Source organism: Pseudomonas sp. YL2 (genome assembly GCF_023063025.1).
Classification (GTDB): Bacteria; Pseudomonadota; Gammaproteobacteria; order Pseudomonadales; family Pseudomonadaceae; genus Aquipseudomonas; species Aquipseudomonas putida_A.
The window spans coordinates 100,448-111,784 of the sequence record NZ_JAJSLU010000001.1; the positions used below are offsets into that span (position 1 = coordinate 100,448).

Sequence of the window (11,337 nt, forward strand, 5' to 3'; positions counted from 1 at the left end):
TTTCAACACTCCAAACCGTGACCGGTCAGTTCTCATCAGCGTAGACACATTTATTCTGTTCCGGAGGTTCACGAACGTTCGTCGGATGTGTTTAGAATGCGCTTCGTCGCGATTTTCCAGGTTCACCAGGATTGCCGCGTCACAAGGTAAAACCGACCACTAAAAACAAGAACAAAGACGGGCTGGAAGATGCAGGACGAGTGTCGGCATGCCGACCACGATTCAGCGCTTCGCCGTCATGGATTGAAGCAGCCGGGATGGCGGCTTCATCGTGGGATGCCATGAACTTCATTCTTTACTCGGACGTCAACGACCGTTCCATCAGCCAGAGTCTCGGGCGTCCCGAATACAGTTACTACTTCGTGCTCAAGGCTTATCGCCCAGTGCTGGAAAGCCTTGGGCGGGTGCATGTGGTGTCCGCCATCACCGAGGTTGATCCGCTCTTTCGCCAATTGCGCGAGGCGGGCGAAGACAGCCTGTTTCTCTCCTTCACCCCGCCGCAAAATACGCCGACCGATCTCGAGTGTCCGACCCTGTGTGTGGTTGCCTGGGAGTTCGATTCGATCCCGGACGAGATCTGGGACAACGATCCGCGCCACGACTGGACGCTGATGCTGGCCCGACAAGGGCGGGTGATTACTCTGTCCAGCCATACTGCCCGGGCGATTCGCCGGGCGCTGGGCGAGGACTTTCCGGTACTGGTGTTGCCGACACCATTGTGGGAGAACTTTGCGGCGATTCGTCAGCAGCAAGTTCCGGCGCCGGTCAATCCAGGCACGCCGCTGGCGATCAAGGGCTGCATTTTCGACAGCCGTACGCTGGCGCTCTCAGCCGATGACCTGCTGCCCAAACCACTGACCGCCGAGCAACTGGCCGCGATCGAGGCACAGCGACCTCCTCCGCTGACCTTCAAACGGCGCCTGGTCATCGCCCGGCACTACCTGCGCCAGTGGCGCCTGGATGCAGGCCGCGAACAGCAACAGCCGCGGGTGAAGTTTCTGCATCACTGGTATTGGGAGGGACTGCGTGATCTTTTCTCACGCAGGGCGCATGCCTGGCTGGAGCGACAGCTGCCGAGTATCGCCGGTCCACAGGCGGTGGCAGTGGTCGAACCGCCGCCGCTGGATCTGCCGGACACCACGTCGGTGGTCGACACCACGGTCGACGGTGTGGTCTACGTCACCGTATTCAACCCCAAAGATGGCCGCAAGAACTGGCATCAACTGATCACCGCGTTTTGCTGGGCGTTTCGGGAAACGGCCGATGCCACGTTGGTATTGAAAATCACCCAGAACGACCTCGCGTCTTACTACAGCGAATTAATGACCCTGTTGGCGCAGCTCTCACCCTTTGCCTGCAGGGTGGTGGTGTTGCACGGTTATCTGGATGACGCCCAGTACACCCGGCTTTATGCCGCTGCCAGTTACTACGTCAACGCCTCGCGCTGTGAGGGCCTGTGTCTGCCATTGATGGAGTTCATGTCCAGTGGCAAACCGGTAATCGCTCCGGACCACACGGCCATGGAAGACTACATCGACGACAGCGTCGCCTTCGTGATCAAGTCCAGCGAAGAACCCGCCATCTGGCCGCAGGACTCGCGGCTGATTTACCGCACCCTGCGCCACCGCCCGGATTGGGCTTCACTGAAACAAGCCTACGAGGACAGCTACCGCATGGCCAAAGACCAGCCGGAGCGGTACCGGCAGATGTCGGCGGCAGCGGTCGAGCGCATGCATGACTACTGCGCTTTTGCCCCCGTGCAAACGCGCATGGCGGAATTTTTCGGGCTTGCACCGCATCCCGCCAATGCTGCGTCAGTGACGGAAAACGCCTCATGCTGATCATCATTCATTCGGAAACCAACCAGCACACCATTGCACAGAATCTGGGGCGCTCGGAGTACAGCTATTACTTCGTGCTCAAGGAATATCGCCCGGTACTCGAGCGTCTCGGACGCGTGGTGGAAGTGGCCGATCCGCTGACCGAAGTCGACGCGCTTTACGAGGAATGCCGGGCCAGTGGCGAGCCGTGCGTCTTCCTGTCGTTCTCGCCGCCCCATCGCACGCCGGTACACCTGATGTGTCCGACTTTGCCGGTGTTTGCGTGGGAGTTCAGCACCATCCCCAATGAGCCGTTTGCCGGTGAGCCGCGCAACGACTGGCGCACGGTGCTGCAGGCTTGCGGAGCGGCGATCACCCATTCCAGCTACACCGTTAACGCGGTGCGCGAGGCAATGGACAGCGATTACCCGATCGTCGCGGTGCCTGCGCCGGTATGGGATCGCTTTGCCGCCCGCGGTGCGCCGTTGCAGGGCCAGCCACCGAATGGACCGGTACGGTTGAAGATCAAGGGATTGGTGGCCGACAGTCGCAAACTTGACTTGAACGCATTCGCCCCCCGGCCTTTGCGCACGGGCAAGGGACTCGATTTTCATGCGCCGGTCAGGGAGCAGGAGTTGCTGCTCGACGGCGTGGTCTACACCTCAGTGTTCAATCCCGGCGATGGGCGCAAGAACTGGGAGGACATGCTCAGTGCATTCTGCGTGACGTTCCGCGAGGTCGAGGACGCAACGCTCGTGCTGAAACTGACGCACCACGATGCCGAAGAAGCGCTGAGCGACATCCTCCACCACCTGTACAAGAATCAGTCCTACCGCTGCCGGATCGTGCTGATCTACGGCTACCTCGCGGACGCCGATTATGAGCGCCTGGTGCAGGCGACCCGCTATGTGGTCAACACGTCCTACGGCGAGGGCCAGTGCCTGCCGTTGATGGAATTCATGTCCTGCGGCAAACCGGCGGTGGCGCCGCGTACGACGGCAATGATCGATTACCTGAGTGCCGACAACGCCTTTCTGATCGACTCCACCGACGAGCTCACGGCCTGGCCGCATGACCCGCGCAAGGCCTTCCGCACCCTGCGTTATGTGACCAACTGGACGTCGTTGTGCACGGCCTATCGCGCCAGCTATGCGGTCGCCAAAGACGATCCGCAACGTTATGCACAGATGGCCGCTCAGGCGGTGAGCAGCCTGCAGGATTTCTGCAGTCAGGCAGTGGCCGAGCAGCGGTTGCAGGTGTTTCTGGGGCAGTTGTTCGAGCGCCGGTTCGCCGCAGACCCCGAGATGCGCGGGGCATGAACGGCAAGCGGATCATGGACATCGAGGTACTGCGTGCGATCGCGGTGCTCGGTGTGCTGTTTCATCACCTGCAGGGCAGCCTGTTCACCGACACCGTGCCGCTGCTGCAAACAGTCCACCATTGGGCGCAGTCCTGGTGGGGCGTTGACCTGTTTTTTGCGATCTCCGGATTTGTCATCGCCCGCAGCCTGATCCCCGTGCTGCAAGGCTGCACGAGCCGTCGACAGTGCTGGGAGCAGACACGCAATTTCTGGCTGCGCCGGGCCTTTCGTTTGTTGCCCTCGGCCTGGCTGTGGCTGGCGCTGATGTTGCTGGCCTGTGTCTTGCTCAATCGCTCAGGTGCGTTTGGCACGCTGCACGCCAACCTGCAGGCAACGCTGGCCGGGGTGTTGCAGTACGCCAATTTCCGTTTTGCCGACAGTTTCTTTCAGTACGAATACGGCAGCAGTTTCGTCTACTGGAGCCTGGCACTGGAGGAGCAGTTCTACTTGCTGTTCCCGCTGCTGATTGTCGTGTGTCGCCGACATCTGGGCTGGGTATTGCTGGCGCTGGTCGCGGTGCAACTGTTCACGTTGCGCACGCCCTTGCTGATGGTGGTGCGCACCGATGCCCTGGCCCTCGGCGTATTGCTGGCGATGTGGAGCGCGCAGCCGGGGTATTCCCGTTGGGAACCGAGGTTCCTGCGGCGGCCGTGGGCCGGCGTTTCGGTACTGACTGTGCTGGCGTTGCTGCTGAGTTACATGGCCACCGACCGCTTCACGTTCGCCTCTTACCGCATCGGCACGATCGCCGTGCTCAGCGCGCTGCTGGTGTGGATTGCCTCGTACAACCGCGATTACCTGCTGCCGCCCGGAAGGTTGCAACGGCTGATGGCGTGGATCGGCAGCCGTTCCTACGGCATCTACCTGATCCATATTCCGGCCTATCTGCTGGTCCGTGAATTGATCTTCCGCTTGCAGGACGCGGGGCTGCCCAGTCCGGCCGGGCACCCGATTCTCACGGTGCTGATCGCCGGCGGTCTGATCGCGCTGCTCAGCGAATTGAATTACCGATTCATCGAAATGCCGATGCGCAATCGCGGCGCCGCGCTGGTGCGCCGCCTCGGTACGTCGCGAACCGCCGTCCCATCCTCTGGAGCTACCTCATGCTGAGCCTTTTGAAGAAACTCACGGCAACGTCTCCCGCACCGGTTGCTGTGCCATCTGCCGCCGACAAGGTTGATCCGTACATGCTCGGCCTGTACGACGCAAAGCTCAGTGGCTGGTTCAATCAGGAGACCGACGAGCTGTTCACAGGCTTTCGGGTGAGCGCCGATGACACGTTGCTCGATGTCGGCTGTGGCGACGGCGGTAATGTGCATTTCTGCGGCATGCGCGGGGCGAAGATCATCATTGCCGACATCGACGCGGCCAAAGTCGAGGCCACCCGCCAGCGTCTGAGCGATACCCCGGCACGCAGCGTCGAATGCCACGTGACCGACTGCAACCCGCTGCCGATTGCCGATGCCACCGCCACCCGCGTGGTCTCCACCGAAGTCATCGAGCATGTCGACGATCCGGCGCAATTTCTCGCCGAACTGGTACGGGTCGGCAAGCCGGGAGCGCTGTACCTGCTGAGCGTGCCGCATCCCAGCTCGGAAGATTTGCAGAAAGACATTGCCTCGCCGGATTATTTCCAGAAACCCAACCACATTCGCATCATCAGTGAAGAGCAGTTCAAGGCGATGGTCAGTGACGCCGGGCTGGAGATCATCAGCCACAGTCAATACGGCTTTTACTGGTCGATGTGGATGCTGTTGTTCTGGGAAGCCAAGGTCGAATTCAGTAACCCCGATCACCCGTTGCTCGAGCATTGGGCCAATACCTGGCAAGCGGTGCTCGATTCGCCCCGTGGTGCACAGATCAAGCAGGCGCTGGACGCGGTGGTGGCGAAGAGTCAGGTGATCATTGCCCGCAAGCCCTGAGTGCTTTTGTGTAACCTTGCAGCCTGATGTCTCAGGGATCTGCAAGGTATGCGCGTTATCGTCGGGTTGTCGGCCATGCTGGCGGTGTTGTTGCTCTGTGCTTGTGAACGACAGGACGCAGCGCCAATCGATCAGCAACTCTACGTCTGGCAACGGCAATGGACGTCCGCCCATGAGCTCGCGCTGAAAGACAGCCGCAGCGACTTTTCGACCCTGCGCGTGTTGGCCTTGCAGGCATTCCCCAGTGACGGCTGGCATCGGGCGCGGATCGATGCGCCGTTGCTCAAGCACGATGGCCGGCCTCTGATCGCGGTGATTCGTCTCGACGGTCAGCTCAAAAGTCTGGATCAGTCGCAGGTCACGGCGCAGATTCTTCAGGTTGTCGCCGACTGGCAGGCGCAGGGGCTGACCCTGAGTGGCGTCGAGATCGATCATGACGCGGGTAATGCGCGTCTGCCGGAATACACCGAGTTCCTGACACATCTGCATTCCGCGTTGCCCGCATCGTTGCCGCTGAGCATCACCGCGCTGCCGGCGTGGCTCGGCAGTTCACAGCTGCCGGCGATGTTGGCCACAGTCGACAGCAGTGTGCTGCAGGTGCACGCCGTCAGCGATCCGCGACGCGGGCTGTTCGACCCCGAGCAGGCTCGGCGCTGGGCCGGCGCCTGGGGCAAAATCAGCAGCAAACCGTTCTATCTGGCGCTGCCGGCCTATGGCGTGGCGCTGCTGCCGGATGCCGACGGTGCCCCGGTGGTGGAAAGCGAAGTACCGATCGAACGTGAAGGGCAACGCCGGGAACTGCTCGCCGATCCGTTGCAACTGAGCCGACTTGCAAAAGCGCTGCGCGAGGACCCGCAGGAACATCTGGCCGGGCTGATCTGGTTTCGCCTGCCGCTGGCCAATGATCGTCGGGCCTGGAGCCTGACCACGTTGCGCGCCGTGGCCCGCGGCGATGCGTTGAGCAGCCAACTCGGCCTGACGTTCAGCGACCACAATGGCCTGCAGGACATCGCCCTGCGCAATGTCGGAAACCTCGACAGTGCCTGGCCCACGCGCATCATCGTCAAGGCCAGCGCTTGCGAAGGCGCCGATGCGCTTGCCGGTTACTCGTTGCAACAGAGCGCGGATCTGCTTACCTTCACCCGCCTGCGCGACGGTCGTTTGCCGGCGGGTGGACAACGCGCCATCGGTTGGGCGCGCTGTGCATTTATTGATCAAGGAGGTTCGCATGTTGACCCGTAACTGGCCCCGCCATCTGCTCTGCCTGAGCCTCAGCCTGCCGCTGGGTTCGGCGTTGGCCTGCGGCCCGGACTTCCCCATGCGCCTGCTCGACAATCGCGGGCAAACCCTGGCCGATTTGCCGGAGGGCAACTTCAACTTCGAGATCAGCCGCCTCGGCAAGACCATTGCCGGGCTGAAGAACGTCACCGCTGCGACGCACAATCCCGACGACATGTACGGCGACGCAAGCGAGCCTGCTGCGCTGCGCGAAAAAGCCGAGCAGGTCGGTCTGAGCGCCGAACAACAGGCGCTGGTCAAGCAACTGCGTGGCCTGAGCGATGCGCGTCAGGTCGAGGCGCAGGGCGCCAGCCTGCCAGCGGAAATTCGCTTGTACGTGGCCGGCGCGGTGGCGTTTGCCACTGGCGATCATCCGCTGGCGATCGAATACTTCAACAAAGTGCTGGCACTGCCGGCCGATCAGCGCCCGCTGCGCAGCACCTGGGCAGCGTATTCCCTGGGCCGTGCCTGGTTTGCCACGAGTGCCGAGGCGGGCGATGTCATCGAAGTGCTGGAGGATGCACGTGGGGCCTTCCGTCAGGCTCGACAACTGAGCATCGATGGCTTCAGTGATCCGCTGGAACTCGGTGTGGCCAGCCTCGGTGAAGAGGCGCGGGTGCTGCGCAACGCCGGCGACTGGAACGGCGCCATCGAATTGTATGAAGCGCAGAACCTGCACGGTTCGGCCGTGGGTTACACCTCGCTGAAACAACTGATGAATGAGCTGGCCGAACTGCCCGAGCCGCAACTGGCCAAGTTGCTGGAGCGCAAAGCCGTGCAGCAACTGGTTACCGCTTCGTTGATCAGCCGCATGGGTTGGTCATTCGACGAGCAACCGCCGAATGAGAAGAAACTGATCAAGCTGCTGCAGGACAGCACCCGTGGCAGCCTGGAAAACGCCGATCGACTGGCGGCCATGAACTATCAACAAGGTGATTACGCCAGCGCCAAAGCCTTCCTTGAAAACGCCGGTGACGGCGGACTGGCGTGGTGGCTGCGGGCCAAACTGGCGGTGCGTGACGGCGATAAAAATGCCGCAGCTGCCGCCTATGCCAAAGCTGCGCAGGCGTTCCCGCAGAGCGAAGATTGGGGTTACCGGCGCACCCCTTACTGGGACTTCGAAACCGTCCAGCCGAAATGCCGGGTCGAGGGCGAAAGTGCGATTCTGGCGCTGCAACGTGGCGAATACCTGCAAGCGTTCGTGCAGTTGTATCGCAGCAACGGCATTTATTGGTTCGACGCGGCGACGGTGGCCGAGCGCGTGCTGACCGTCGATGAGCTCAAACGCTATGTCGATGACAACGTGCCGGCGCCACCCGCGCTGACCCAGCAGCAGCGCGACAACTACGTGCCGCTGCCGGTCGCCGCCAGCCTGCGCAATCTGCTGGGGCGACGCTTGCTGCGTGAAGGGCATTACGAGGAAGCGGTCGGCTATTTCGACAATCCCGATCTGCAGCACAAGGCCCGTCTGTACGGCGAGCAACGGATGAAGGCTGACGCTGCGTGGTGGCCGACCAGACGCGCCAGCGCCTTGTACAACGCGGCGTGGACCGCGCGTGAATGGGGCATGGACATTCTCGGTTACGAGATGGCGCCGGACTACGCCACGTTTGGCGGCAACTACAGCCTGGAAAACACCGAGCTGAAAGTCGGGCCGCTGCTGGCCGAGGCTGAAGTCCAGCGCCAGAAGGCCAGTGAAGCGCAGCCGGATGAGCGTTATCACTACCGTTTTGTCGCCACCGCGCTGGCCAGCCGGGCCGCCGATAATTTGCCGCACACCAGTCAGGCGTTTGCGGCGGTGTTGTGTAACGCTGCGGGTTTCAACAGCAGCCTGGAAGAGCAGAGCGCGCTGTATCGACGCTACGTCAATGAAGGCCCGTACGTGCCGTGGGCGGTGGACTTCGGTAATCAGTGCCCCTATCCGGATTTCGAAAACGCCGACAAGCGTTACGTCACCCAGGTGACCGACGCTGTGCGCAATTCGTTGCGTCCGTACAAGTGGCCGGTGGTCGGTGTCCTGCTGTTAATCAGTGCTGGCGTGCTGGTGTTGTTCAGTCGTCGGCGCAAGTCCCGCAAACCCTAGGCCTGCTGAATAAACGTCAGGCGTACGGCGAAGCCGATCAACAGGCTGCCGAACAGCCATTGCTGAACGCGTTGGGCGGTTGGACTGTGTTGCAGCCAACGGCCCAGCGCCGCGCCGGTCAGGGCATAGGCACTGTCGAACAGCAGCCCGATGCCCACCAGCAACCCGCCGAGGGTGGCAAACTGGGTCAGCACCGCTGCGCCGTCATTGACGATGAATTGCGGCAACAGCACCGAGCAGAACAGCAAGGCCTTGGGGTTGAGCAGATTGGTCAGCAGGCCACGGCGAATCGCCTCGCGCCATTGTCCTTGGGTGTCAGTCACGGCAGCCGTATTCAGGTTCGGCAGCAGGCTGCTGCGCAGGCATTGAATGCCGATCCACAGCAGGTACGCCGCACCGGCCAGGCGCACCAGATCAAACGTCCACGGCGCCGCCTTGAACAGCGCCGCCAGACCCAATGCCGCCAATGCCACGTGACAGCCCCGGGCGATCGCCAGGCCAACGGCGGTTGCCAGCGCCGCACCGCGACCCTGGCGGGCACCGGTTTGCAGCAACAGAATCATGTCCGGGCCGGGCAACAGGAAGACCACCGCCAATGCCAGAAAAAACAGCCAGAAACTCGTCATGTCGCAGCCCTTTCGTTATCGATTCGGTGAGCAAAGTCTATGGCGCAAGGGCGGGGCAGGTGCTTGCGAAGTCAGCTTCAAAAACCCTTGCGATTGGCATAACCTGCTTTCTTTTTGTGCCTTGACCAGCAGGATCTGCCAAAGATGAAACTCGACGCTTTTGATCGCAAGATTCTCGCTGCCTTGCAGCGCAACGGACGGCTGAGCAATGTCGAGCTGGCGGACGAGATCGGCCTGTCGGCGTCACCTTGCTTGCGCCGGGTGCGGATGCTGGAGGAGGCCGGGGTGATTCGTGGCTACCAGGCCAACCTCGATCGCGATGAAGTGGGACTGGGGCTGACAGTGTTTGTCGGAGTCAAGGTCGAGCGCCACAACGATGAGCAGGCCGAAGCCTTTTACACAGCGGTCACGGCGCTGCCGGAAGTGATCTCCGCGTTTCTGGTGTCGGGGGAGTCGGACTTTCTGTTGCAGGTGGTGGTGCCGGACCTGCGCGCATACGACCGCTTTCTCAGCGGCTGCCTGCTGAAGCTGCCGGGGGTGAGTGACATTCGCAGCAACTTTGCGATTCACACGGTGAAGACGCCGGGGGCGTTGCCGTTGGGGCATCTTCCGCTGTAGAGCGGGTTGCTCCCACATTCGACCGCAATCCTCCAGCAGGAACACGGTCAACTGTGGGAGCTGGCTTGCCAGCGATAGCGGTGTGTCAGCGATCGCAATGGTTACAGGACTGACGCCATCGCTGGCAAGCCAGCTCCCACAGGGTTCGGGTGACCATCTACATCTGCGTCGCCATCCCCTCGACATTCATCGCCGCCTGACGCAGCGCCTCGGAGCGGGTCGGGTGCGGATGGCAGGTTAGCGCGATGTCTTCGGCTGACGCGCTGAACTCCATAGCCACGCAGTACTCACCGATCATTTCGCTGACGCTCGGGCCGACCAGGTGCACGCCGAGAATTTCGTCCGTGCGTTCGTCGGCGAGGACTTTGGCGAAGCCTTCGGTCTCATGGTTGATCTTGGCCCGGCTGTTGGCGGTGAACGGAAACTTGCCGACCTTATAAGCGCGCCCTTCAGCCTTGAGCTGCTCTTCGGTCTTGCCGACGCTGGCCAGCTCCGGCCGGGTGTAGATGACGTTGGGGATCAGCTCGTAGTTGACCTCGCCGGCCTTGCCGACGATCTGTTCCACGCAGGCCATCGCTTCGTCTTCGGCCTTGTGTGCGAGCATCGGCCCGGATGTCACGTCACCGATCACCCATACGCCGGTTGCCTCGGTACGGTGCTGGCGGTTGGCGAGCATGCCGCGCTTGTCGGTGCTCAGGCCGACGTTCTCCAGGCCCAGGCCTTTGGTGTACGGGCGCCGGCCGATCGCGACCAGCACGTAATCGGCTTCGAGCAATTCAGCGTTGCCACCGGCGGCGGGTTCGACGCTGAGCTGCACACCGTTGACCGAGGGGGTGGCGCTGGTGACCTTCGAGCTCAATTTGAAGCTGATGCCTTGCTTGCTCAGCGCACGCTGGAGGGTTTTGCCGGCCTCGCCATCAACACCCGGGCAGATGCGGTCGAGGTATTCGACCACGGTCACCTGGGCGCCGAGACGCCGCCAGACCGAGCCCAGTTCCAGGCCGATCACCCCGGCGCCAATCACCACCAGATGCTTGGGTACTTCACTCAGCGACAGCGCGCCGGTGGAGTCGAGGATGCGTTTGTTGTCGATCTCGACGCCGGGCAGGGGCGTAGGTTCGGAGCCGGTGGCGATGATGATGTCCTTGGCGCTCAGCTCGGTCTTGTTGCCTTGCTCGTCGGTCACCGTGACTTTGCCCGGGCCGTCGATGTGGCCCCAGCCCTTGATCCAGTCGACCTTGTTCTTGCGAAACAGAAACTCGATGCCTTTGGTCAGGCCGCTCACGCTTTCGTCTTTCTGTTTCATCATTTGCGCGAGGTTGAGCGTGGGTTTGACCTCGATGCCGAGGTTGGCGAATTCCGCACCCATGGCCGCGTCGTACAACTCCGAGGCGTGCAACAAGGCTTTGGACGGCATGCAGCCGACATTCAGGCAGGTGCCGCCGAGGGTGGCGCGGCCTTCCACGCAGGCTGCCTTCAGGCCCAGCTGGCCGGCGCGGATCGCCGCGTTATAACCACCGGGGCCGCCGCCCAGAATGACCACGTCGTAGTTGCTCATGCTGTTGCTCCTCGTTGGGGATGCGGATCGCTAAAAGTAGTCGGTCGATAAAATTACGAACGTAATATGTGC

10 protein-coding genes are annotated in these 11,337 nt (G+C 61.9%); 7 read left to right on the top strand and 3 right to left on the bottom strand.

Going from position 1 to position 11,337, the window contains the following annotated elements:
• Positions 1 to 139 precede the first annotated feature (139 nt).
• Positions 140 to 283, bottom strand: a complete 144-nt coding sequence (locus LVD08_RS00465) for a hypothetical protein (protein ID WP_247267128.1) — start codon at positions 281 to 283, stop codon at positions 140 to 142.
• Between LVD08_RS00465 and LVD08_RS00470 the strand changes: the two genes are divergently transcribed.
• Genes LVD08_RS00470 through LVD08_RS00495 form a run of 6 tightly spaced genes read left to right on the top strand, consistent with a single transcriptional unit; the run spans position 282 to position 8,463 of the window.
• Complete coding sequence (locus tag LVD08_RS00470; RefSeq protein ID WP_247267129.1) at positions 282 to 1,841, top strand: glycosyltransferase; 1,560 nt, start codon at positions 282 to 284, stop codon at positions 1,839 to 1,841. The genes LVD08_RS00465 and LVD08_RS00470 overlap by 2 nt on opposite strands.
• Complete coding sequence (locus LVD08_RS00475; RefSeq protein WP_247267130.1) at positions 1,835 to 3,139, top strand: glycosyltransferase; 1,305 nt, start codon at positions 1,835 to 1,837, stop codon at positions 3,137 to 3,139. Before LVD08_RS00470 ends, LVD08_RS00475 begins: the two co-directional genes overlap by 7 nt.
• Positions 3,136 to 4,290: an acyltransferase family protein gene (locus LVD08_RS00480; protein WP_247267131.1), complete on the top strand. Its 1,155-nt coding sequence runs from the start codon at positions 3,136 to 3,138 to the stop codon at positions 4,288 to 4,290. Before LVD08_RS00475 ends, LVD08_RS00480 begins: the two co-directional genes overlap by 4 nt.
• Entirely contained in the window at positions 4,284 to 5,102 is an 819-nt protein-coding gene (locus LVD08_RS00485; RefSeq protein WP_027610312.1) for a class I SAM-dependent methyltransferase, read from the top strand. The genes LVD08_RS00480 and LVD08_RS00485 overlap by 7 nt, the downstream gene beginning before the upstream one ends.
• Positions 5,103 to 5,150: 48 nt before the next feature.
• Positions 5,151 to 6,344 (top strand): DUF3142 domain-containing protein, encoded by a 1,194-nt coding sequence (locus LVD08_RS00490; RefSeq protein WP_247267132.1) that lies wholly within the window; start codon positions 5,151 to 5,153, stop codon positions 6,342 to 6,344.
• Positions 6,331 to 8,463, top strand: a complete 2,133-nt coding sequence (locus tag LVD08_RS00495; RefSeq protein WP_247267133.1) for a hypothetical protein — start codon at positions 6,331 to 6,333, stop codon at positions 8,461 to 8,463. Before LVD08_RS00490 ends, LVD08_RS00495 begins: the two co-directional genes overlap by 14 nt.
• Here the strand turns inward: LVD08_RS00495 and LVD08_RS00500 are convergent.
• Positions 8,460 to 9,089: a LysE family translocator gene (locus tag LVD08_RS00500; protein WP_041073815.1), complete on the bottom strand. Its 630-nt coding sequence runs from the start codon at positions 9,087 to 9,089 to the stop codon at positions 8,460 to 8,462. The two genes, LVD08_RS00495 and LVD08_RS00500, sit on opposite strands and share 4 nt — an antisense overlap.
• A 144-nt stretch (positions 9,090 to 9,233) precedes the next feature.
• Here LVD08_RS00500 and LVD08_RS00505 point away from each other — a divergent pair, with 144 nt between their 5' ends.
• A complete protein-coding gene (locus LVD08_RS00505) occupies positions 9,234 to 9,707 on the top strand; it encodes an Lrp/AsnC family transcriptional regulator (RefSeq protein WP_141126007.1) in 474 nt (157 codons plus the stop codon).
• A gap of 157 nt (positions 9,708 to 9,864) precedes the next feature.
• Here the strand turns inward: LVD08_RS00505 and lpdA are convergent, their stop codons facing one another.
• Positions 9,865 to 11,265 (bottom strand): dihydrolipoyl dehydrogenase, encoded by a 1,401-nt coding sequence (lpdA, locus tag LVD08_RS00510; RefSeq protein ID WP_247267134.1) that lies wholly within the window; start codon positions 11,263 to 11,265, stop codon positions 9,865 to 9,867.
• Between the last annotated feature and the right edge of the window lie 72 nt (positions 11,266 to 11,337).

Excerpts from the sequence above, each read along its gene's own strand:
- LVD08_RS00485 (WP_027610312.1), top strand. The coding sequence starts at position 4,284 with ATGCTGAGCCTTTTGAAGAAACTCACGGCAACGTCTCCCGCACCGGTT.
- LVD08_RS00500 (WP_041073815.1), bottom strand. The coding sequence starts at position 9,089 with ATGACGAGTTTCTGGCTGTTTTTTCTGGCATTGGCGGTGGTCTTCCTG.
- LVD08_RS00465 (WP_247267128.1), bottom strand. The coding sequence starts at position 283 with ATGGCATCCCACGATGAAGCCGCCATCCCGGCTGCTTCAATCCATGAC.
- lpdA (WP_247267134.1), bottom strand. The coding sequence starts at position 11,265 with ATGAGCAACTACGACGTGGTCATTCTGGGCGGCGGCCCCGGTGGTTAT.
- LVD08_RS00495 (WP_247267133.1), top strand. The coding sequence starts at position 6,331 with ATGTTGACCCGTAACTGGCCCCGCCATCTGCTCTGCCTGAGCCTCAGC.
- LVD08_RS00480 (WP_247267131.1), top strand. The coding sequence starts at position 3,136 with ATGAACGGCAAGCGGATCATGGACATCGAGGTACTGCGTGCGATCGCG.
- LVD08_RS00490 (WP_247267132.1), top strand. The coding sequence starts at position 5,151 with ATGCGCGTTATCGTCGGGTTGTCGGCCATGCTGGCGGTGTTGTTGCTC.
- LVD08_RS00505 (WP_141126007.1), top strand. The coding sequence starts at position 9,234 with ATGAAACTCGACGCTTTTGATCGCAAGATTCTCGCTGCCTTGCAGCGC.
- LVD08_RS00475 (WP_247267130.1), top strand. The coding sequence starts at position 1,835 with ATGCTGATCATCATTCATTCGGAAACCAACCAGCACACCATTGCACAG.
- LVD08_RS00470 (WP_247267129.1), top strand. The coding sequence starts at position 282 with ATGAACTTCATTCTTTACTCGGACGTCAACGACCGTTCCATCAGCCAG.